The 23,069-nt window shown below is 60.5% G+C and carries 18 protein-coding genes; 5 read left to right on the top strand and 13 right to left on the bottom strand.

Annotation, left to right across the window (positions count from 1 at the left end):
- Positions 1–62: 62 nt before the first annotated feature.
- The 10 genes from KGA97_RS18405 to KGA97_RS18360 all read right to left on the bottom strand — a co-directional run bounded on the left by KGA97_RS18405 (position 63) and on the right by KGA97_RS18360 (position 14,882).
- Positions 63–3,089, bottom strand: coding sequence for a multidrug efflux RND transporter permease subunit (locus tag KGA97_RS18405; RefSeq protein ID WP_008036474.1), 3,027 nt, complete (start codon positions 3,087–3,089; stop codon positions 63–65).
- A gap of 14 nt (positions 3,090–3,103) precedes the next feature.
- Positions 3,104–4,252, bottom strand: a complete 1,149-nt coding sequence (locus KGA97_RS18400; protein WP_223481233.1) for an efflux RND transporter periplasmic adaptor subunit — start codon at positions 4,250–4,252, stop codon at positions 3,104–3,106.
- 204 nt (positions 4,253–4,456) lie between these two features.
- Entirely contained in the window at positions 4,457–5,554 is a 1,098-nt protein-coding gene (locus KGA97_RS18395; RefSeq protein ID WP_192228595.1) for a DUF1513 domain-containing protein, read from the bottom strand.
- A 14-nt stretch (positions 5,555–5,568) separates the two neighbouring features.
- Positions 5,569–6,633 carry an imelysin family protein gene (locus tag KGA97_RS18390; RefSeq protein ID WP_008036511.1) on the bottom strand — a complete coding sequence of 355 codons (1,065 nt, stop codon included), beginning with the start codon at positions 6,631–6,633 and terminating at the stop codon, positions 5,569–5,571.
- A gap of 25 nt (positions 6,634–6,658) precedes the next feature.
- The gene (locus KGA97_RS18385) at positions 6,659–8,086 is read right to left on the bottom strand and encodes a di-heme oxidoredictase family protein (RefSeq protein WP_223481232.1); all 1,428 of its coding nucleotides are present in this window, start codon (positions 8,084–8,086) and stop codon (positions 6,659–6,661) included.
- A 281-nt stretch (positions 8,087–8,367) separates the two neighbouring features.
- A complete protein-coding gene (locus KGA97_RS18380; RefSeq protein ID WP_008032101.1) occupies positions 8,368–9,717 on the bottom strand; it encodes an imelysin family protein in 1,350 nt (449 codons plus the stop codon).
- 243 nt (positions 9,718–9,960) lie between these two features.
- Positions 9,961–12,012 (bottom strand): putative bifunctional diguanylate cyclase/phosphodiesterase, encoded by a 2,052-nt coding sequence (locus tag KGA97_RS18375; RefSeq protein ID WP_223450283.1) that lies wholly within the window; start codon positions 12,010–12,012, stop codon positions 9,961–9,963.
- A gap of 1,088 nt (positions 12,013–13,100) precedes the next feature.
- A complete protein-coding gene (locus tag KGA97_RS18370; RefSeq protein WP_008034365.1) occupies positions 13,101–13,697 on the bottom strand; it encodes a superoxide dismutase in 597 nt (198 codons plus the stop codon).
- A 175-nt stretch (positions 13,698–13,872) separates the two neighbouring features.
- Positions 13,873–14,475: a LysE/ArgO family amino acid transporter gene (locus KGA97_RS18365; protein WP_223481231.1), complete on the bottom strand. Its 603-nt coding sequence runs from the start codon at positions 14,473–14,475 to the stop codon at positions 13,873–13,875.
- A gap of 5 nt (positions 14,476–14,480) precedes the next feature.
- The gene (locus KGA97_RS18360; RefSeq protein ID WP_223481230.1) at positions 14,481–14,882 is read right to left on the bottom strand and encodes an ACT domain-containing protein; all 402 of its coding nucleotides are present in this window, start codon (positions 14,880–14,882) and stop codon (positions 14,481–14,483) included.
- A 96-nt stretch (positions 14,883–14,978) separates the two neighbouring features.
- On the opposite strand from KGA97_RS18360, the gene KGA97_RS18355 reads away from it, so the two are divergent.
- From KGA97_RS18355 to KGA97_RS18340, 4 genes are all read left to right on the top strand, one after another.
- Complete coding sequence (locus tag KGA97_RS18355; protein ID WP_008034351.1) at positions 14,979–15,872, top strand: LysR family transcriptional regulator ArgP; 894 nt, start codon at positions 14,979–14,981, stop codon at positions 15,870–15,872.
- A 54-nt stretch (positions 15,873–15,926) separates the two neighbouring features.
- Entirely contained in the window at positions 15,927–16,919 is a 993-nt protein-coding gene (locus KGA97_RS18350; protein ID WP_008034350.1) for an NAD-dependent epimerase/dehydratase family protein, read from the top strand.
- A gap of 108 nt (positions 16,920–17,027) precedes the next feature.
- Positions 17,028–17,903, top strand: a complete 876-nt coding sequence (locus tag KGA97_RS18345; RefSeq protein WP_008042021.1) for an ATPase — start codon at positions 17,028–17,030, stop codon at positions 17,901–17,903.
- A gap of 119 nt (positions 17,904–18,022) precedes the next feature.
- A complete protein-coding gene (locus KGA97_RS18340) occupies positions 18,023–18,871 on the top strand; it encodes a cache domain-containing protein (protein ID WP_223481229.1) in 849 nt (282 codons plus the stop codon).
- Between the two features lie 107 nt (positions 18,872–18,978).
- Here the strand turns inward: KGA97_RS18340 and KGA97_RS18335 are convergent, their stop codons facing one another.
- Both KGA97_RS18335 and pobA read right to left on the bottom strand, forming a co-directional pair.
- Positions 18,979–20,496, bottom strand: coding sequence for an MDR family MFS transporter (locus KGA97_RS18335; protein WP_223481228.1), 1,518 nt, complete (start codon positions 20,494–20,496; stop codon positions 18,979–18,981).
- A 79-nt stretch (positions 20,497–20,575) separates the two neighbouring features.
- The gene (gene pobA / locus KGA97_RS18330; protein WP_223481234.1) at positions 20,576–21,760 is read right to left on the bottom strand and encodes a 4-hydroxybenzoate 3-monooxygenase; all 1,185 of its coding nucleotides are present in this window, start codon (positions 21,758–21,760) and stop codon (positions 20,576–20,578) included.
- Between the two features lie 188 nt (positions 21,761–21,948).
- On the opposite strand from pobA, the gene KGA97_RS18325 reads away from it, so the two are divergent.
- Positions 21,949–22,845 (top strand): helix-turn-helix domain-containing protein, encoded by an 897-nt coding sequence (locus tag KGA97_RS18325; protein WP_008042009.1) that lies wholly within the window; start codon positions 21,949–21,951, stop codon positions 22,843–22,845.
- 9 nt (positions 22,846–22,854) lie between these two features.
- Here KGA97_RS18325 and KGA97_RS18320 read toward each other — a convergent pair whose 3' ends face one another.
- On the bottom strand, positions 22,855–23,031 hold the full coding sequence (locus KGA97_RS18320; RefSeq protein WP_008034333.1) for a hypothetical protein: 177 nt from the start codon (positions 23,029–23,031) through the stop codon (positions 22,855–22,857).
- Positions 23,032–23,069 lie beyond the last annotated feature (38 nt).

The following is a 23,069-nucleotide window of genomic DNA, read 5'->3' as shown; positions in this document are numbered from 1 at the left end:
GTCGGCATCATCGGTAACTGATACACCGCTTTCGCGGGCAAGCCTCGCTCCTACACAGCTTTTTATGGTTTATCGGGTTTAGCCAGCAACGTGTACACGCACGGCAGCACAAACAGCGTAAACAGCGTCCCGATCGACATCCCTGTGGCGATCACTGTGCCGATGTCGAACCGGCTGACAGCGCCCGCGCCCGTGGCAATGATCAACGGCACCATGCCAAATACCATCGCCGCGGTGGTCATCAGCACCGGACGCAGACGAATGGCCGCTGCTTCCTCAACCGCTTCGCGCGGCGTCAGGCCCTTGTCCTTGCGCAACTGGTTGGCGAACTCGACGATCAGGATCCCGTGCTTGCTGATCAATCCGATCAACGTCACCAGCCCGACCTGGGTGTAGATGTTCATGCTCGACCAGCCGAGGAACAGCGGAATCAGAGCGCCGCAGATCGACAGCGGCACGGTCACCAGAATCACCAGTGGGTCGCGGAAGCTTTCGAACTGCGCCGCCAGCACCAGGAAAATGATCGCCAATGCCAAGGCAAAAGTGACCCACAGCGCACTGCCTTCCTGCACGTACTGCCGCGATGCACCGGCATAGTCGACGGCAAAACCTGCGGGTGCCTCTTCCCGGGCAATCTGACGCACCGCGTCGAGGGCTTCACCCATGCTCACCAGCGGGACCCCGGACAGGATCGCCGAGTTGAGCTGCTGGAACTGATTCAGTTGCCGTGGGCGTGCCCGGTCGGTCACGGTAATCAGGGTCGACAGGGCCAGCAGTTCGCCCTTGGTGTTCTTCACGTAATAGTTGTTCAGCCAGTCGGGGTTGTCCCGGAAGGGCCGTTCGACCTGCGCGATGACTTTGTAGCTGCGACCTTCAATGGTGAACCGGTTGATCTCCGCCTCGCCCAGCAACGTCGCCAGCGTGCCGCCCAGATCCTGCATGGACACGCCCATCTGCGCGGCCTTCGCCCGGTCGATATCGACCACGACTTCGGGTTTGTCAAAGGCCAGGTCAACGTCGACGAAGGCAAACTTGCCGGACTCCATCGCGCGTTTTTTCACCCGGTCCATCACTTGCAGCAACGACTCGTAATTGTTGGCGGTATTGACGACGAATTGAAACGGCAGCCCTTCGCCGGTCCCGGGCAGGGAAGGCAGGTTGAAGCCGAAAATCTGCAACCCTGGAATGCTTTCGAGTTTGCTCTGGACCGCAGGCAGGATCTGCATTTGCGTGCGCTCACGCTCGTTCCACGGTTTGAGCAGGAAACCGCCAATCCCCGATTGCACGCCGTTGAAGCCGTTGATCTGGAACGAGGAGTAGTACTCGGGAAACGCCTTGAAGATGCTGACGAACTCGTCGGTGTAGGTGTTCAGGTAATCAAGGTTGGTCGGCTGCGGGGCGCTGGCCAGCATGAAAATGACGCCCTGGTCCTCGTCCGGTGCCAGTTCCGATTTGGTGAAGTTGAGCAGCACCGGAATCAGGCACAGCACGATCACCGCGAACACCAGCACCACCGGCCGCGTGTTGAGCGTGCCGTGCAGCATGCGCTGGTAGCGGCGCTTGAGACCTTCGAAAATCAGGTCCAGCCGGTGAGCGAGGCCGCTGGGGTTTTCGTCGTGGCGCAGCAGAAAGGCGCACATCATCGGCGACAACGTCAGGGCGACGATGCCGGAGATCACCACCGCACCGGCCAGTGTCAGGGCGAACTCCTTGAACAGCGCCCCGGTGAGGCCGGTCAGGAAGCCGATCGGGGCGTAGACCGCCGCCAGGGTGATGGTCATCGAGACCACCGGCATGGCGATTTCCCGGGCGCCTTCAATGGCGGCATCCAGCGGCGTCTTGCCTTCTTCGATGTGACGGTGGATGTTTTCCACCACCACGATGGCGTCGTCCACCACCAGGCCAATGGCCAATACCATCGCCAGCAGGGTCAGCAGGTTGATCGAGTAGCCCATCATCTGCATGAAGAACATCACGCCGATCATCGACAACGGAATCGTCACCACCGGGATCACCACCGAACGCAGCGCCCCGAGGAACAGAAACACCACGACGATCACGATCAACACCGCTTCGAACAGGGTTTTCACCACTTCGTCGATCGAGGCCTGGATAAACAGCGTGGCGTCGTAGGCAATTTCACCCTTGAGGTTCGGCGGCAACTGGGCTTCCAGGTCCGGCATGATCTTGCGCACTTCCTTGATCACATCCAGAGGGTTGGCGCCGGGCGTTGCCTTGATGCCGATGTACACCGAGGGCGTGCCACCGAAGGAGCTGATGGTGTCGTAGTTTTCCGCGCCCATCTCGACCCGCGCGACATCGCTGAGCAGCACCCGGCTGTCACCGTCGACCTTGAGTGGAATCGCGGCGAAGGCTTCGGCGGATTTGAGCTCGGTGTTGGCGTTGATGCTGGTGACCACGTACTCGCCTTTCACTTCGCCGGCGGCGGAGAGGAAGTTGTACTTGCGCACGGCATCGGTCACATCGCTGGCGCTGAGGCCGAAACCCGCCAGTTTCACCGGGTCCAGCCACAGGCGCATGGCGAATACCTGGTTGCCGAGAATCTCGGCTTCGGCCATGCCTGGCAGGGTCGCCAGTTTTGGCTGAATCACTCGCGACAGGTAATCGGTAATCTGCGGGTTACTCATTTCCTTGCTGAAGAAGCTGATGTACATCAGCGCCGAAGCATCGGCGGCTTCCTTGCTCAGTACCGGGTCTTCGGCGTCCTGAGGCAACTGGTTTTTCACTTCGTTGGCCTTGGCCAGCAGCTCGGTGAACAAGCGGTCGCTGTTGGAACCGATGCGCGCGTAGATCGAGATCACCGAGAAGTTCTGGCGACTGACCGAGGTCATGTAGTCGATGCCCTCGGCGCTCGCCAGGCTCTGTTGCATCGGTTGGGTGATGTAGCCCTGAATGGTTTCGGCGTTCGCCCCGGGGTACGCGGTGGTCACCGTGATCAGGGCGTTTTCCATTTGCGGGTATTGGCGCAGCGGCAGCTTGCTCCAGGCCTGAAAGCCCAGCAGCACAATCAACAGGCTGACCACGGTGGCGAGCACCGGGCGGCGGATGAACGGGTCGGTAAAAGCCATTGGGGGTTCCTTGATCAGTCAGCGCGCGGCTGACTGTTCTTCTCGGCCAGGGTCTTGTCGTCGCTGATGGCGATGTGCGCACCGTTGTCCAGTTTGATCTGGCCGGCGGTGACCACTTTTTCGCCGTTCTTCACGCCTTTGGTAATCATCACCTGCCCATCGCGTCGCTCGCCGGTTTCGATGAAACGGCGTTCGGCGATCAGGATCGGTTGGCCCTTGTCGTCTTTTTCGATGCTGCCGTCTTCGGTTTTTTTCTGCGCAGCCACGTACAACGAATTACCGTACAGCGTGTACGTGATCGCGCTTTCCGGCACGACGATGCGCGGCTGTGGGTCGGGCAGCATCACCTGCAGGCTGGCGAACATGCCCGGTAACAGTTTGCCGTCGGGGTTGGCCAGGGTCGCGCGGACCTGCATGTTGCGCGTGCTGTTCTCGATTTTCGGGTTGATCGCGCTGATGGTGCCGGGGAAGGTCTGCGCCGGGTAGGCCGCGACGATGATTTCAACCGGCTGGCCGATGGCGATCTTCGGCACCGACTGTTCGGGCACGAAAAAGTCGACGTAGAGACTGCTGAGGTCTTGCAGGGTGGCAATCATGGTGCCGCTGGCAAGGTAGTCGCCAACGTCCACCTGCCGAATGCCTATGGTCCCGCTGAAGGGGGCGACGATGCTTTTTTTGCCGAGTGCAGCCTTGAGTTGATTGACCGTGGCTTTGCTTTTTTTCAGCACCGCCGAAAGTCGGTCGAATTCACCTTTGGAAATGGCCTGGCTGCCCACCAGTTGGCTACCGCGACCGTAATCGAGCTGGGCCAGCCCGAGGTCGGCCTGGGCGGTTTCCAGCAAGGCACTTTCCACGGCGCTGTCGAGGCGCAGGAGTGGTTGACCTACCTTGACCTTCTGCCCTGACTCGAACTGCAAATCGATGACGGTGCCGTCGGTCTCCAGGCTCAGGTCCACGCCTTGCAGCGCCTTGAGCGTGCCGACGGTAGGCAGGCGTTCCTGCCACGGTTGCTCGGTAGCAGTAGCCACGGCGACGCTGATCGGCGGTTTCGGCACAGCGAAGCCTTGAATCATCGTGTAGATGGAGAAGGCTTTGTAACCGGCCAGAACCAGCACGATCAGCAAAACAACACCCAACATGATCAGCATGCGGCGACGCAGCATATTTCCACTTCCTTGGAGAAAATCAGGTGAGACAGTCGGGCACATTACTCCGAGTGTGCCGGGTATTCCAACTGCCACTTTTTACAGGCCACCGCAAAACCTGTAGGAGCAGAGCTTGCTCGCGAAAGCGGCGGCACATGCAAAATGGATGTGCCTGACACACCGCCTTCGCGAGCAAGCTCAGCTCCTACAAGAGCGGGGCAGTCAGATGAGGTGCAGGTGGTTATCCCAGAGCCCCGCAGGCAGTTCGAGGGGTTTTGCAACAAGGTTTGTCTGGCGGCAATCGTAGTACCGGCATCGGCCTTGACCCGAGGTCACGACAAAACCGTCGGCCACCGCACCCACCCCGGCGCAATCGGGAAGCGGCGCATCCAGGCGCACTTCACCGCTGTCCATGTCCCAGATGAAAAAGCGATTGCCCCGTGGCGCCGTCAACGCGACCAGGCGCAAATCACTGTGCACCGCGACGCTGGCGGTGTAATGCCCCATGGCCTGCAACTGATGCTCGGGCACCGGGAACGCCACGAACGGTTGCCCTGGACGCTTGATCGCCAACAGCTCCGATGACTCATGGGACGGCCCCATGAATTGTTGACCGGCGACGATGGTGCCATCACTGGCGATCCCCAGGTGCCGCACGCTGTTCATCTGTTGCGCGAGGGTTTCCTTGCTCAGCAATGTACCGTCGCGCTGCATCAGCACCAGGCTTGGTTCCATGGCGTTGAGGTTCATCTCGACGCGGCTTTCAGCCTCGGTGCGAATGCCGCCGTTGGCCACCACCAGGGTTTCGCCATCGGGCATCCACGACACCTGATGCGGGCCGATGCCATGGGTCGAAATCTCGCCGCTGTGCACCAGACGCTCGCCTTCGAACTTGTACACACCGAGCAGGCCGCGACCGGGATCGGACGTGTCGTTCTCGGTGGCGTACAGCCAGTCGCCGCTCTGGTGAATCACCGCGTGACCGTAGAAGTGCCGGTTCGGTTGCGAGGCCACGGTTTGCAGCAGCGTGCCGTCGCGCAGATCGATCAGGTAACTTTCGGTGCCCGGACGCCGGGCGACGAACAGCGCGATCGGCAGCGTCGGGTGGTTGATGATGTCGTGGCAGCGCTGGCCGACCTGGGTGGCGAACACCCGCGTACCGTCCAGCCGATAACCGACGGCGTAGTGCTTGCCGTCGCCATCGTCCCGCGCCGAGAGCAGCAGCGGGCTCTTGTCCTTTTGCTTGAACAGCGTCCAGCCGCCCAGTGTCACTGCTCCCAGCAGCAAACTACCTAACGTCAGAGCCTGTCGTCGCAGCATGGCACTCGCCCTCATCAGTCACCGTCGTTGGCGTTGAAGCCCAGTTGGATGCCCAGCGCCTTGGCCAGTTCGCCTTCGTGCAGGCGGTGGACGACGTTGAGGCTGTCGTAGATGTCGTTGAGCTGCTGGCGACCGGCGTCGTCGTTGAGCATTTCAGTCAGCGAACGCTGGTTGCTGGCGAACAGTTTCAGGGACGCGGCGTAGGCGGCGTCGATCTTGTCGGCCAAGGGTTTCTGCTCGCTTGGCAGCAAGCCGCGCAGGCCTTTGTTGTCGACGCCTTCCCACACGGTTTTGGCGGCGGCGAGGCTCGCTTCCATACTCGTCAGGGACGACTGGCTGCGCCACTGGTCAGCCTGGAATGGTTGCGGCACACCCTTGGTCTGGCGGCCCATCGGCGTGCCGAGTTTTTTCTTCAGGCTGTCGAGAGCGGTGACCTGTACACGCAACAGATCGGCAATCGCTTCGTGGGAGTCGGCGTAACGCTGGTTCGGGAATTTGCTCAACTGCGCGAGCATGCCGTCGGTGTTGTTCCAGGTTTGCAGAATCTCTTCGGCCAGCTGTTTCTGACGCTCGCCAATGGCTTTCAGCAGAGGGCAATACTTGGCTTTTTGCGCCTCGTTGGCCACGTCAGGTTTGCTGTCGAAGAGGATGTATTCGTAGGCCGAGAGGCCTTGCACCACAACGCTGGATTTGGCCAGGGCGGTGGCATCGATCTGCGGTTGCGCGGTCACCAGTTGCTCGACCTGACGGCCCACCAGGTTTTTCTTGTCCGGCCAGAATTGCACCTGCCAGGCGCGATTGCCTTCGGCCAGCGGCCCGATCAGCAACGGTTGCAGCTCGGCCCAGGCTTTCTGCGCATGGAGGAAATCGGCACGGGCGGTGTCGAGGTTTTCCTTGCCTTCGCAATAGGCCAGCGCGCTGACGGCCAACTGGCGGTCGGCTTCAACCCAGCGCGTGTAGGTCGGCAGGATCACCGACTTGGCGATGGCCGCCGACGTGACAGCCTGCGGATCCTGCGGTGAGCAGGCGCCGAGGGCGAGTGCGGCAAGGCTGGTGAACAACAACTTGGGACGGAACATTTAGGGCTCCCGCTAAGGAATACGTTTAAAGGGAATTCAAAAACGCCAGCAACGCCGCGCGCTGCTCGGCATTGAAAGACAAAACCTGTTGCTGGGCCGCTTTTGCTTCGCCGCCATGCCAGAGCACGGCTTCGAGCAGATTGCGGGCGCGGCCGTCATGCAAGAACTGGGTGTGGCCACTGACTGCCTGCGTCAGGCCGATGCCCCACAACGGCGGCGTGCGCCAGTCGCGGCCACTGGCCTGGAATTCGCTGCGGTTGTCGGCCAGGCCGTCGCCCATGTCGTGCAGCAGCAGATCGCTGTAAGGGCGAATCACTTGATTGGCCAGTTCAGGTTCTGCCGCGTTGGCGGCGGTGGTGTATTTCGGTGTGTGGCAGGACTGGCATCCAGCCTGGAAAAACAGGCTCTTGCCGGCCAGCACTTGCGGTGTGCCGACATCGCGGCGAGCCGGTACGGCAAGGTTACGGCTGTAGAACAGCACCAGACGCAGAATGTTATCGCTGACTTCCGGTTCGCCGACCGGGCCGTTGCCGTTCGGCGCCTGTTTGCAGGCGGTTTGCGCGTCGGTGCAGTCATCAAAGGGTCTCAGGCTGGTCGTGAGGCCCATATCACCAGAAAACGCGTGAACGTTCTGTTGATTGAGGTTCGGCTGCCCGGCCTTCCAGCCGAATCGGCCGAGGACGGTTTTCTGTTGTGCGTCATCCCAGACCTGGTTCGGTCGGCCATTGATGCCGTTTTTCTCTTTGGCCTGCGCGGCGGCATTGGCGAGGATCGCTTCTTCCGGGATCGCCTCGAGCAGCCCAAGGCCAATCATTGGCGGGGCGACGCGCGCGGAGAAACGCGTGTCCGGGTGCATCGGGCCGTAGCCGAGTTGGGTGATCTGCAATGTCGGCTTGCGCAACTCGACTTCGGTGCCGTCCTTGAAACGCACCGGCACCGGCGTGTAATCAACCCGAACCTTGCCTTCCGGAACCACGCCGGGCACCGACATGTCCTGGAACTGGCCGCCGTAGACCGGCTCGGGCACGACACCTTGCTGCTCGATGATTTTGGCGTAGGTTGGTGAATCGGGTATCGACAGGCGCACCAGCATCGAAACGGCATTCACCGCATCAGGTGCAGGCGGGTGACCGCGACCGTCCTTGATATGGCAGCCCTGACAAGCATTGGTGTTGAACAGTGGGCCGAGGCCGTCGCGGGCCGTGGTGGTCGACGGGGCGATCACCCAGGGGTTGCGGAAGAAGCTGTTGCCGACGCTGAAATCCACGCGCCGTGACGGCGGCAGGTTGGCGGAGGGCAGGGAGAAGGCGTTCTGATCAGTCTTGCGCACGGTCGCGCTGCCACCGGACCTGGCTTCACCGGGTTCGGCCTGGGTAAAACGCGGGGCGTCATCGCAGGCACTCAGGCCCAGGGCCAGAAACAGTGCGGACAAGCGAAGAGGCAGCGAGGGCATCAGACATCCTGCAAGACGAGCAAAACAAGGGCGCAAAGTCTAACAGGGCAGGGGAGATTGAATAAGAGGAATTATCGTTTGGTTGATGTGGGGCAGGGTTTTCCTGCAAACCACGATCCCCTGTAGGAGCGAAGCTTGCTCGCGAAAGCGGTGTACCAGTCGCCACTGTCGTTGAATGTGACGCCGTCTTCGCGGGCAAGCCTCGCTCCTACAAGGGGCGGTGTTGGGCTGGCATGAAAAAGGCGACCCGGAGGTCGCCTTTTTTATTCAGCCAGCGTTGATCAGAATTCGTGATCAGCGTTGTCCGGGTTCAGGTCGCTGATGCCCAGCTTGCCAGCGGCAGCTTCGATCGAACCGGTCTGCTTGACCAGCGAAGCGATGGCGTCACGAACGATCTGGTTGCCAGCGGTGTTGCCGGCAGCGATCAACTGGTCGTAGTGCTCACCCTTGTTGGCGTGATCGACAATGACCTGCATCTTGGCTTCGGTCGCAGCCAGGTCGGCTTTCAGCGCGGTGTCGGCCGCCGGGTCAGCCTTGGCCACCAGAGAGGACAGGCTGGCGCCGGTCATTTTGGTGCCGTCGACACGGGTGTATTCGCCCAGGTACACGTTACGAATGCCTTTGGCATCGTAGAACTGCGAGTTGTGGGTGTTGTCGCTGAAGCAGTCGTGTTCGTCTTCAGGGGAGTTGGCTTCCAGGGAAACCTTCATGCGCTCGCCCGCCAGTTCGCCCAGGGACAGGCTGCCCATGCCGAACAGCATTTTGCGCAGGCCGGAATCCACAGGTTCCGCTTCCAGGGTGGCGCGGTAGTTGTCGGCCACGTTCGGCTTCCAGTTACCGACCATTTCTTCCAGGTCGCTGACCAGCAGTTGGGTCACGGACTTCAGGTAAGCGCGACGACGATCGTTGTGACCGCCGGTGGCGCCTTTGCCTTCCAGGTAGTCGGAGGCTGGACGGTTGCCGGCACCAGGGCCGGTGCCGTTCAGGTCCTGGCCCCACAGCAGGAATTCGATGGCGTGGTAGCCGGTGGCGACGTTGGCCTCGGAACCACCCAGCTCGTTCAGGCTGGCGAGTTTTTCCGGGGTGATGTCTTTCACGTCGATCTTGTCTTCGCCGACCTGAACTTGAGTGTTGGCGATGATGTTGGCGGTGGCGCCCGGGTTACCCAGTGCGTGCTCGTAGGATTTGTCGACATAGTCGATCAGGCCTTCGTCCAGTGGCCAGGCGTTCACCTGACCTTCCCAGTCGTCGATGATGGTGTTGCCGAAGCGGAACACTTCGCTCTGCAGGTAAGGAACGCGAGCAGCGATCCAGGCAGCCTTGGCGGCTTTCAGGGTGTCGGCGTTCGGCTTCGCGAGGAAGGCGTCGACGGCGGTTTGCAGGGTTTTCGCGGTGGATTCGGCATCGCTGTAAACGGCGAAGACGATGTCGGCGTAATGCGCGACAACGGCTTTGGCAGCGGCTTCGTCGACTTTGCCGGCAGCAGCTGGCGCAGGCGCAGCGGCCGGGGCCGTGGTAGTGGCGGCTGGCGTAGGCGCTGGGGCGGCAGCTTTGTCTTTGCCTTCGCCACAACCGGCGAGGGAAATAGCGATGGCCAACAGACTGGCGGTAGCCAGAGGCATACGAATCATGGCGAACATCCTGCTTCGAGAGGGGGTGGAATGGCGCAGCTAGCGCGCAAAACTGCGACATAATGCAAATCTTTCGCATTATGTGTAAAGAGTTGTTCTTGGAAATATTTCTTATTCAGATAGCGGATGTTGCACTTTGTAGGAGCGAGCCTGCTCGCGATGAACGTGAACGATAACGCGTGCAGACTGAAAGAATGCGTCGCCTTGGAGTTCATCGCGAGCAGGCTCGCTCCTACAGGAACCCTACAAAATAGCCGCGTTGCTGCGTTGGGCCTGCTTGAGATAGGCGCCCAGTTCTCGCGCCGGCAGTGGCTTGCTGTAAAAGTAGCCCTGACCTTCGTGGCAGCCTTCGGAAATGATGTAGGCCTCTTGCTCGATGGTTTCCACCCCCTCTGCAATGACCTGCATGCCAAGGCTCTTGCCCAACTGGATGATGGCCCGAACGATGGTTGCATCGTCGTCGTCATCGAGCAGGTCTTGTACGAAGCTCTTGTCGATCTTGATCTTGTCCAGCGGCAGGCTTTTCAGGTAACTCAGCGATGAGTAGCCGGTGCCGAAGTCGTCGATGGCGATCAACGCACCGGAGCGACGCAGGCTCAGCAGATGCTGGGCGGCGGTGCTGATGTCTTCCATCAGGCCGGTTTCGGTGACTTCCAGCTCCAGGCTGCGCGGTGGCAGGCGGTACATTTGCAGCAGGTTATTGACCACCCGCGGCAGCTCGGCGTGGTGCAATTGCACCGTGGACAGGTTCACCGCCATGCGCAGGTCGGTGAAGCCCTGGTCATGCCAGTCGCGCAATTGTTTACAGGCCTGATCCAGCACCCATTCGCCAATGGCAATGATGGTGCCGTTCTGCTCGGCCAGCGGGATGAACAGGTCCGGCGGCACCAGTCCGTGTTCGGGATGTTGCCAGCGAATCAATGCTTCGACGCCCACCACCCGATGATCGCGGTAGCTGATCTGCGGCTGGTAGACGAGGTAGAACTGGTCGCGGATCAACGCGTCGCGCAGGTCCTTCTCCAGTTCGCGACGGCGACGCATTTCGGTGTCGACACTGGCGATATAGAACTGGTAGCGGTTGCGCGAGCGAGTCTTGGCCAGGGTCATGGTCTGCTCGGCTTTTTGCAGCAGCTTCTCGGTGCTGTCGCCATCCTCGGGGAACAGGGTGATGCCGATGGTGGCGCGCAGGCGAATCTCTTGATGATCGAGGGCGAATGCCGCTTCCAGGTCATCGAGAATGCTTTGCGCCAGTTCGGCGGCTTCGTAGGGTTGTTCGATATCGGCCTGAACCAGGGCGAACTGATCGCCGCCCAGTCGGGCGAGGGCGCCAAGGCGACCGCTGTGGCCCCGCAGGCGATCAGCCAGCGCCAGCAGCAGTTGGTCACCGGTCTGATAGCTGAATTGTTCGTTGATGCCCTTGAAGTCATCGAGGCCGACACACAACACCGCGACCCGGCGTTGCAGTTTGCCGGCGTCGACGAGGATCTTGTCCAGTTGCTGTTGCAATTGCTGGCGGTTCGGCAGGCCGGTGAGGAAGTCGTACTGGGCCATGCGCAGCAGGCTGTTTTCCGCTTCGTGGCGCAGGTGGGTGTTGCGCTCGATGGACTCGAGCAACTGGTTGGCGGTGTTGATCCAGATGCCCAGTTCGTTTTTCTCGTGGCCCCTGAGCTGTGGAATCTTGTGTTCGCTGGGGCGGTCCGGGTTGATTTCGGTCAGGTGCTCGATGATCCGCGACAGCGGTTTGGTCAGGAGCCAGTGGTAGACCAGATACAGCACCAGCCCCATGGCGAGGGCGCGCAATACCCCGGAAATGAAGATGATCACCGAGCTGACGATGAACCCTTGTCCGTAGGTGGCGGTGTCGAGGGTGATGCTCAGGTCGCCGTAGTACTCGCTGTACGGGCCGCGACCCACCAGTTGAGTGGTGAAGGTGCGTTCCTTGCCGAGGATCAGGTCGGTCAGCCAGCGGCTGCTGGATTGCTGCAACTCGCGGGATTTTTGCGCCAGCATGGCTTCATTGGGGTGGCCGATGGAGGCCTGGCGGACGGCGTCGTCCTGAAACAGGCCTTCAATCACTTGCATACCCATCTCCCGGTCCAGGCTGTAGACGGCCTGGGTCGAGGGGTCGCGGAACATGTCGAGGATGCGCTGGGCATCGCCTGCCACGGCCTGGCGTGTTTTATAGGCATCGAAAACGATCTGCGCGCAGCTCAAGACCACGCCGACGATCAATGCCGACAGGAGCACGACCCGGAGCAACTTCACCGACAAGCTGTTCTTGAGTTCCAGCTTCAAAGAGTCATTCCTTGTTCCGTGCAGGTAGCATCAAGTTGCCATGAGTATTGGCAATCCGGTGATGGCAGTCAAAGGGACAATCAAACACAGGGGAATTTGCCTGTGGGTTGGCCGAAATGCTGTTGCCTGGAGTATTTGCCCTATTAGTACTGTGTCGGTAGTCGAGTCCTTCAACTTGAGGGGGATTTGGACTTATTTTCCATTTGGTTGATGGTAGACGGGTATGGCGTTGGGGCAAGGGGGGGAAGACTGGTTTCATTATCGGAAATCGGCCCTCTATGGATTCAACTTGTTTCCCTGTAGGAGCCGGCTTGCCGGCGATGGCGGCGTCATGGCGGACCATTTTTTTGGGGTGTACATATCCATTCCTGCGGTAACGGCCGCTTATGGTTTCGCCCTTACGGCGAGTCCCTTTTGTCAAACGCCACAAAAGGAACCAAAAAGTCTTGCCCCAGCGTCCGGCCCCTCGCTTAGCCTCGGCGTTCCCTCGCTCCGGTCCTGCTCCGTGGGCCCGCCGCCATCGGCCATCCATGGCCGGGGGCGGCTAACCCGGCATCCATGCCGGGTTGCCCACTGCGCAGAACCTCCACTCGGCCTCCCGAAGGGGCGCTCAGATCAAAAGCTGAAGGCGAGCTAACGCTCGGCCTGATGAGTGGTGAGAAGCGGGTGGTGGGCGCGAGTCTGCTTGTGTAGGAGCCGGTTTGCCGGCGATGACGGCCTGACAACCAACCTGCTTCCACGACTGTACCCACCCCCTGTAGGAGCCGGCTAGCCGGCGATGGCGGTCTGACAGCCAACCTGCTTTCGCGGCTGTACCCACCCCCTGTAGGAGCCGGCTTGCCGGCGATGACGGCCTGACAACCAACCTGCTTCCACGGCTGTACCCACCCCCTGTAGGAGCCGGCTTGCCGGCGATGGCGGCCTGACAGCCAACCTGCTTTCGCGGCTGTACCCACCCCCTGTAGGAGCCGGCTTGCTGGCGATGACGGCCTGACAGCCGACCCGTTCTACGGGAACACCTGGCTTTGTACGTTTCCAGACCCATAAAAAAACCCGGCAAAAGCCGGGTTTTTTGACTGGCGTCGAGCTTAAGCGGTGAAGGTTTTGCCTTCGAACTGCTCAGCCACGAATTTCCAGTTGACCAGGTTCCAGAACGCTTCGACGTATTTCGGACGAACGTTGCGGTAGTCGATGTAGTAGGCGTGTTCCCAGACGTCGCAGGTCAGCAGCGGGGTGTCGCCGTTGGTCAGCGGGTTGCCGGCGCCGATGGTGCTGGCCAGGGCCAGGGAGCCGTCAGCCTTTTTCACCAGCCAGCCCCAACCGGAACCGAAGGTGCCGATGGAAGTCTTGCTGAATTCTTCCTTGAACTTGTCGAACGAACCGAAGGAAGCATTGATGGCTTCAGCCAGTGCGCCGGTTGGTTGACCGCCGGCGTTTGGCGCCAGGCAGTTCCAGTAGAAAGTGTGGTTCCAGACTTGAGCGGCGTTGTTGAAGATACCGCCCGAGGAAGACTTGACGATCTCTTCCAGGGTCTTGCCTTCGAACTCGGTGCCTGGCACCAGGTTGTTCAGGTTCACGACGTAGGTGTTGTGGTGCTTGTCGTGGTGGTATTCCAAGGTTTCCTTGGAAATGTGCGGCTGCAGGGCATCGTGTGCGTAAGGCAGCGGCGGCAATTCGAAAGCCATGATGATTCTCCTAATCAGGTCAGTTGCGGTGAGCGCAAGGCCGATCACGGGCGGCCAGACAAGCGCCGGGGAGTTTGTACTCTTTGCGGCGCATCGAACCGGATCATAGCACCGGGGGTGCGGCATAACCACGCAACAACTGTGTGGAATAGAGGTTCCAGAGCCATTTGGAATATCAGGTAGCGATGATCAGTTGGCCGGCTACAGCGAACATCATGATGGCCACCAACAAATCAAGGATCCGCCATGTGCTTGGTCGAGCCAGCCATGGCGCCAACCATGCGGCGCCCAGCGCCAACGTGAAAAACCAAAGCAGCGAAGCGCTGGCCGCGCCGACAACATAAGCCCCGGGCTCGGTTTGTTGCGCACCAAGGGAGCCAATCAGTAAAACGGTATCCAGATAAACATGCGGGTTGAGCAAGGTCACCGCCAGGGCGCTGAGCATCACCGCGCGCAGTGAACGGACCGTCTGGTTTTCACCCTGTTGCAGGCTTTGCTTCGAGCAGGCCCGGCGCAGCGCGAGGCTGCCGTACCACAGCAGAAACGCAGCGCCGCCCCAGCGAGCGATGGCCAGCAATGTCGGGTTTTGCGCCAGCACGGTCGCCAGACCGAATACACCGGCCGCCACCAGCAACGCGTCGCAGGTCACGCAGAGCGCTGCCACCGGCAGGTGGTGTTCACGTCGCAGGCTCTGGGCCAGCACAAACGCGTTCTGAGTGCCGATCGCCATAATCAGCCCCGCGGCCACCAACAGGCCGTTCACATAGCTTTGCCACATAAGTTTTACTCCGCGTTGGCTGCCAGATCCCGCAACACTTGCAGGGCGCGTTCGGCATCGGCCTGGCCGACGAATAAATGGTCGTGGTAGTAACCGGCGATCACGTTGCAACTGATCCCGGCCTGGCCCAGCGCGGTGGTGAACGCGGCGGTCAGGCCGACGGCTTCAAGGGCCGAATGCACGTTGAGGGTGATCCAGGCTGCGACGTAGTCGAAGCTGAAACCGGCCCGTTCTGCGTGGGAACGTTCCAGAATCACCGTCAGACCTTCCTGCTCGCGAAAGCTGCCGACAATCTCAAGGTTCGATGGCAATTGACCGTCCCGCAGGGTGCAGAACACGTATTCGCCAGCGTTGAGTTGCGGGCTCATGCTGCGTAGCAGTGTTGCCAGTGAAGTTTCGCCAGCCATGTCGGTAATCCTTGTTCAAGAGTTCTTGCCGCGCATTCTCTGCTGCTAACCTGTATAAGAAAAATCAATCATGCTGATCGCTCATTAGGAAAACTGATGTTCGACTATAAATTGCTTTCTGCGTTGGCCGCCGTGATCGAGCAGGCCGGTTTTGAACGTGCCGCAAAGGTGCTCGGCTTGTCGCAATCGGCGATCTCCCAGCGCATCAAACTGCTGGAAGCGCGGGTCGGCCAACCGGTGCTGGTGCGGATGGCGCGACCGGCGCCGACGGAAATCGGCCGGCGCTTGCTCAACCACGTGCAGCAGGTGCGCTTGCTGGAGCGGGACTTGCAAACGCTGGTGCCGGCGCTGGATGAAGAAGGCTTGCCGGAACGTCTGCGCATCGCACTGAACGCTGACAGCCTTGCCACCTGGTGGGCCGAGGCGGTCGGTGACTTTTGTGCCGAGCAACATTTGCTGCTCGACCTGGTGGTCGAAGACCAGACCGTCGGCCTCAAACGCATGCGTGCAGGCGAAGTGGCGGCGTGTGTCTGTGCCAGCGAACGTCCGGTGGCGGGTGCGCGCAGCGTCCTGTTGGGTGCCATGCGTTATCGCGCGCTGGCCAGCCCGGCGTTCATCGCCCGGCATTTTCCGCATGGCGTTCGCGCCGATCAGTTGTCGAAAACGCCGGCGCTGGTCTTTGGCCCGGACGATTTCCTACAGCATCGCTACCTCGCGTCCCTCGGCGTAGACGGCGGTTTCGAACACCATTTATGCCCGTCATCCGAAGGCTTCATTCGCCTGACGGAAGCCGGTCTCGGCTGGGGACTGGTGCCGGAATTGCAGGTGCGCGAGCAACTTGAGCGCGGCGTTCTGGTGGAGCTTTTGCCAGATAAGCCCATCGATGTGCCGCTGTACTGGCATCATTGGCGCAATGGCGGTCAGTTGCTGGGGTTGCTGACCGATCAATTGGTGCGCTCGTCGAAGCAATGGCTGGTGCCGTTGACCTGACCGGCAGCGTCAAGACCTCACGCACTACGCAAAACGAAATATTCGGAGCACTACATGAAGATTCTGGTCACCGGCGCAAGCGGCTTCATCGGCGGGCGCTTTGCGCGTTTCGCCCTGGAGCAGGGCCTGGACGTGCGGGTCAACGGTCGCCGGGCCGAAAGCGTCGAACATCTGGTGCGCCGTGGCGCCGAGTTCATTGCGGGCGACTTGAGTGACCCGCAACTGGCGCGCGATCTGTGTTCCGATGTCGAAGCCGTGGTGCATTGCGCCGGTGCTGTCGGCGTGTGGGGACGTTATCAGGACTTTCATCAAGGCAACGTGCAGGTCACCGAAAACGTGGTCGAAGCCTGCCTGAAGCAACGCGTGCGGCGACTGGTGCATTTGTCCTCGCCGTCGATCTACTTCGACGGCCGCGATCACCTCGGATTGACCGAAGAGCAGGTGCCCAAGCGCTTCAAGCATCCCTACGCCGCGACCAAATTCCTGGCCGAGCAAAAGGTCTTCGGCGCCCAGGAGTTCGGCCTCGAAACCCTGGCCCTGCGCCCGCGTTTCGTGACCGGTGCCGGTGACATGAGCATCTTCCCGCGACTGCTGAACATGCAACGCAAAGGTCGCCTGGCAATCATCGGAAACGGTTTGAACAAGGTCGATTTCACCAGCGTGCAAAACCTCAATGAAGCGTTGCTCAGCAGCTTGCTGGCCAGCGGTTCGGCCTTGGGCAAGGCCTACAACATCAGCAACGGCACGCCGATTCCGTTGTGGGACGTGGTCAATTACGTCATGCGCAAAATGGACGTCCCACAGGTGACCCGCTACCGTTCCTACGGCTTGGCCTATGCCGTGGCGGCGCTTAACGAGGGCGCGTGCAAGCTGTGGCCGGGTCGTCCAGAGCCGACCCTGTCGCGCCTGGGCATGCAAGTGATGAACAAAAATTTCACCCTGGACATCAGCCGCGCGCGGCATTATCTGGACTACGACCCGAAGGTCAGTCTCTGGACGGCCCTCGATGAATTCTGCGGCTGGTGGAAGGCTCAGGACATTCACTGACAAATCCCGTTACTGAACGCAGAGTGGGGTTCAGGGTCAATCGATGCGGCTGACGGGTTTATACTTCGCCCCATCAAGCCATCACCGCGTTCCACAAAGGTTGACTCAATGTCCATGCGTAACGATGCCAACGACGACTTCGACGATGTACCGAGCCTGCGTGCCGACAGCCTCGACGATGATGATTTTGTGCCCACCGCCCGCACCGCCGTGCATTCGCGCACGCCGCCGGTAGTCAAGGTCAGGGCGGCCAGCACCGGTCCGTTGTGGGCGCTGGTCGGCGCCTTGTTCTTTGCGTTCGCCGGCCTTGCGTGGTGGAGCTTTCAGCAGATCTCGCTGATGGAACAGCAACTGGTGGCGACCCAGGAAAGTTTCGCGCGTATCAGTGAGGATGCAGCGGGACGCTTGCAGGACATTTCCGGCAAGGTGGTCGCCAGTCAGACCAACGTCACCAGCGACAGCGAAGCGCTGAAACTGCAAATCAGGCAGCTGGAAAGCAAACTCCAGGACCAGAGCAAACAGCAGCAGGGCGTTGCCGGCCAGACGTCGGACCTGGACAAGCGTCTGGCGCAAATGACTGCGCAAACCGCCGATCTGGACAAGCGCCTGGCGCAAGCCACCGCCCAGAACACCGAGCACCAGACCGCCAACACGCAATTGCAGGCCCAGGTCAAAGCCCTGAGCAGCGAACTGGCCGCCCTGAAAAGCGCCCCGGCGGACACTGAAAAATTCGAAGCCCAGCTAAAAAGCCTCGGCGCCGACATCACCGCGCTGAAGAAACAAGGCAACCCGAGCGCCGCCATCGAACGCCTGGAACAAGACCTGATCGTGCTCAAAAGCGAGCAGGACAACCGCCCGGCTGCCGCGTCAGGCCCATCCAGTACCGCCGAGTTCGACGCCTTCCGTAGCCAGGTCACCCGCAACATCAACACACTTCAGGCGCAGATTCAGAATTTGCAGCAGCAGTTGCGGGCCAGGCCTTGAGGCTGAAGGCGCGGTAATGCGCTGCAATACCATTTTGCAGACTGCGGTTCGCTGAATATCCATACATACCCCATTGCCGTCTACGCTCTTCAAACACCGAAGAGAACGAGGGATGCGCAATGGGGTTTTTGCACAGGTTGGCCCTGCTGGGCGGGATGCTGTTGCTGTGCCTGGGGCAGGCGCAAGCCGCCGGGACCGAGAAGGACGACAGCCAGGCCGCCATCGCCTTGCTGGAAAAAGCCCTGGCCTATTACCACGACAATGGCGACAAGGCGTTCGCGGCCTTCAGTCGTCAGGGCGAGTTTGTCGACAAGGACCGCTACGTGTTTGTGCTCGATACCAAAGGCGTGATGCTCGCCAGCGGTGGGCCTTCTTCGGCGCTGATCGGGCGTGATGTGTCGGATGTGCTCGGGCCGGATTTGCAGAAGGCGTTCAAGGACGCATTGAAAGTGCCGGAGGGCAATGGCATTCAGCAAGCGGAATATCGCTGGCAGAACTGGTCCGACGGCAAGGTCGAACGCAAGCATGTGTTCTACCAACGGGTCGGCCAGCGGATTCTGGCGGTGGGTTACTACTTGCCACGGGCGTCGGCGGAGCAGGCGATGGCGTTGCTGAACAAAGCGGCGACCGATCTGGCCAAGGACGAGAAGGGCACGCTCACGTCGATCAACTCGCTCAAGGGCGGTTATTTGCAGGATGACTTGTATGTGTTCGTCATTGATCTGGATACCCAGCGTTACGTCGCCCACGGTACAAATCTGCGCTTGATCAATACCGATTTCGGCAAGATCAAGGACCCTGAAGGCAAACCGGTCGGTGAGCCGATCCTGGCGTTGATGGCCGGGCAGGATTATGGCGAATACGCGTATCGGTGGAAAAATCCGGTGACCGGCAAGGTCGAGGACAAGCATGCGTACCTGAAGAAGGTCGGGCATTTTCTGGTGGCTGTGGGGTATTACAGCCCTTGAATCTCTATCACATGGGATGACGTCTTCGCGGGCAAGCCTCGCTCCTACAGGTTTGCATGGCTCTTGTAGGAGCGAGGCTTGCCCGCGAAGGCCGCGACTCGGTTCAACTACCGAGCCTTGTCCTCCCGCCCACGCAACACCCGGTTCGGCATGGCGATCGCCGCCGCCAACCCAAGCAACGACACCGCCGCACTGACCATCAACAAATGCCGGAAGGTCAGCAGCAGCTCGGCGCGCAAGGCGTTCTGCGCATCCCCCGGCGCGGCGTTCAGGCCGTCCAGCAAAACGTTCCCGGAGCTGCCCTCGGCAATCAGCGTCGAACCTGCCAGATGGGCGAAACTCGAGTCTTGCAGCAATGCCAGCAACAACGCCGACATCAACGCCACGCCCACCGCGCCGCCCAGGGAGCGGAACAGGTTGGTGGTGCTGGTCGCCACGCCGATGTCCCGTTGTTCCACCGAGTTCTGCGTCCCGACCAATGACGTCGGGAACTGCATACCGGAGGCGATCCCGCTGAGCACCATGAACAGACTGCTGAGCACCACCGCCTGTGGCGGGCTGAACGCCATCCCGAGGATCGAGATCGGCATGAGGAGGGCGCCCGCGAGAATCATCGGTTTATAGCGCCCGGTCACCGAGGTTCGGCGCCCGGCGAAATACGCGCCGATCGGCAAACCCATGGCCAGTGGCAACAGGTGCAGCGCGGCACTGTCGGCCCCGGCGCCGGTCACGCTCTGGAAGCGCAACGGCATCAGCACAATCAACGAAATCGCCTGGAAACTGGTGAAGAAAATCGTGCACCAGCACAGGATCGCATTGCGGTTGGCGAACAGGTGCATCGGCAGCAACGGCTCCCGTGCACGGCGCTCATGCCCGACGAACAACGCCAGGACCACCACCGCACAACCCAGCAAACCCAGCACCTCGGTGCTGCGCCACGAATGCCCCTGGCCGACCTGAGTAATGCCGAGCAACAAGGCGGTCAAACCGATGATCATCAACACGGTGCCGAGGTAATCGATGATCGGTTTGCGCTGCGGCACCGGGAGCCCGACCAGGGTGTGACGGGCGACCAGCCAGGCGCCAAGGCCCAGCGGCAGGTTGATCAGGAACACCCAGCGCCAGGACAGGTATTCGGTCATGTAACCGCCGAGTACCGGGCCGGCGACGCTGGCCACCGCGTACATGCTGCTGAAATAGCCTTGATAACGACCGCGTTCGCGAGGCGGCACGATGTCGCCGATGATCGCCTGGCTGACCGAAATCATCCCGCCGGCGCCAATGCCCTGAAGAATCCGCGCCAGCACCAGTTGCTCCATGCTCTGGGCCATGCCGCAGAAGAACGAAGCAATCGTGAACAGCCCCATGCCGAACAGCATCAACTTGCGCCGACCGTACAGGTCGCCGAGTTTGCCGTAGATCGGCACGGCCACGGTCATCGCCACCATGTAGCCGGAAATCACCCAGGCCAACAAGCTGACGTCCTTGAACTGCGCGGAGATGGCGGGCATCGATACAGCGACGATCGTCTGATCCAGCGCCCCGAGAAAGATGGCCAGCATCAGGGCGATCAGCACGCTCCGGATGGCCGGTTTGGGCGTTTCAGGCTGGTTGAGATTGGTCACGGGAGAACCTGCGGGCAGTGAGGGTCCCGCAGGAGGCAAGGGCGAGCGGGGATGCTCGCCAGTGTAAGTCGGTAGCAGGCTATTCGATAGCCTCATAAGGAAGCCCGACGTAATTTTCTGCAATGGTTTTCCGACCCGCCTCGGAGTCCACGAAGTAATCGAGCTCCGACTCGCTGATGCGCTGGCTGAACGCATCGTGATCGTCAAAGCGGTGCAACATCGAGGTCATCCACCAGGAAAATCGTTCGGCTTTCCAGACCCTGCGCAGGCAGACCTCCGAGTATTTCTCCAGCAAATCGACACGGCCTTCGCGGTAAACCTTCAGCAGGATATTGAACAACGTACTGACGTCGCTGGCCGCCAGGTTCAGGCCTTTGGCGCCGGTCGGCGGGACGATGTGCGCCGCGTCGCCGACCAGAAACATCCGCCCGTATTGCATCGGTTCGACCACGAAACTGCGCAACGGCGCGATGCTTTTTTCGATGGACGGCCCGGTCACCAAAGACTCGGCCAGCGCAGCAGGCAGCCGGGATTTGAGCTCATCCCAGAAGCGTTGATCGGACCAATTCTCGACAGCCTCGTCGGCAGGCACCTGAAGGTAATACCGGGTGCGAGTCGCCGAGCGCATGCTGCACAGGGCAAAACCGCGCTCGTGACGGGCGTAGACCAACTCATCGTGAACCGGTGGCGTGTCGGCAAGAATCCCCAGCCAGCCGAACGGATAAACCCGTTCGAACACCTTCAGGTTCTCGGCGGGAATCGATTGCCGCGCTACACCATGGAAACCGTCGCAACCGGCGATGTAGTCGCAATCGAGCCGATTCGTTTCGCCGTCCTTTTCGAACGTCACGAACGCTTCATCGGTTTTCATGCCGTGAGGCACGACGTTGCCGGCTTCATAGATCGTCTGCGCGCCGGCCTCCCGACGAGCGGCCATCAGGTCGCGAGTGACCTCGGTTTGCCCGTAGATCATCACGGTTTTGCCCCCGGTCAGGGCGTGCAGATCGATGTGCACCTGGCGCCCGTCGAGGGCCAGTTCGAAGCCGCCGTGAACCAGTCCTTCGGCGTCCATGCGCTGGCCAACGCCGGCCTGACGCAGCAGCTCTACCATGCCTTGTTCGAGGACACCGGCACGGATTCGCCCGAGCACATAGTCCGGGGTCTGGCGTTCGAGAATGAGGGTGTCGATACCGGCGTTGTGCAGCAATTGGCCGAGCAGCAAACCGGAGGGGCCGGCGCCAATGATGGCGACTTGGGTTTTCAGTGTTTTCATTGTTTTTATGACTCGCAAGCTCCACACGACCTGCGTCGGTGAATTATTTTTATGGATCGAGTGCTTGCATTTTTCACTTGCGGGTCTGTCAATTGAAGGTGAAAACTGAGCCGATAGCTGTACTTTCTGCCAATCGGTGCGATTATCGCCCGTCACTTCCCGAGGCCTGGATTGAAGTTATGAACAAGCCTGCCCTGCCTTCGATACCGGTGTTCAAGCTCTACGGTGAAAGCCTGGACTGGCCGACCCCGGACTTGCTGCACTGTGAAACCATTTCCAAACGCAGCCGCGAACACCAGTGGGAAATCAAACCCCATCGCCACGCCGATTTATGCCAATTACTCTTCGTGTTCAAAGGTCAGGCAGAGCTTGAAATCGAAGGCAAACGTACGCAATTGGGCGAACCGGCGATCCTGGTTCTGCCGCCGTTATCGGTGCACGGTTATCGTTTTTCCGAGGATGTCGAAGGCTTTGTCGTGACCCTCGCCGCGCCGCTGGTCGCCCATCTTCAGGCGCAACTGGGCAACTCGGTGAATGCTCTGGCCCAGGCCGAAAGTTATCCGGCCGGCAACGACAGCGAGTACCTCAACAGTCTGTTTTCTGCGCTGCAAACCGAATACACCGGTCATCAACCGGCCCGGGAAATGCTCATGCATTCGCTGGTCAGCGTGATCATGGTGTGGGTCAGCCGGCAGGCGTTGCAGCGTCGCTCGGCCAGTCAGCGTCCGCAACGTGCGCGGGAATACCTCAACGGGTTTATCCAACTGGTGGAAGAGACGTATCGCCAGCACGTCAAGGTCGAAGACCTGGCGCATCGGCTGGGGATTTCGGTGTCGCACCTCAACGGCACGTGCCGTGAATTGGCGGGACAACCGGCGTTGCAGATCATGCACGAGCGGCAATTGCTGGAGGCCAAGCGTTTGCTGACCTACACCAGCATGACCATTTATGAAATGTCCGATGTGTTGGGGTTTTCCGATCCGACCAACTTCACGCGCCTGTTCCGGCGTCGTGTGGGGATCTCACCCAAGGCGTTTCGCGACCGCTTGAAGGCCGATCAGGACAACGAGGCCTGATCCCCTTCATCACCGGAGGGCGTTGAGGGTCGCGTTGTGGGGAATGCAGCGCTCGAAGTTGCAGCTCGCGTACTCACGGGGCAGGTTTCGCAATTGCTCAACGCGCCACGCCGCGGTGCCGTACAGCGCCAGCGTCACCGCGCAGGTGATGAAAATGGCGAGGTATCTTCTTGTTTTCGTGTTCATGGCGTTGACCTCTGAACGAATACCCTTCGGTACTAAGT

It is taken from the genome of Pseudomonas sp. BF-B-15 (assembly GCF_019946675.1).
GTDB classification, from domain to species: Bacteria; Pseudomonadota; Gammaproteobacteria; order Pseudomonadales; family Pseudomonadaceae; genus Aquipseudomonas; species Aquipseudomonas migulae.
Note: the sequence above shows the minus strand (reverse complement) of the source record. Positions and strands in the feature narration are given on the sequence as shown.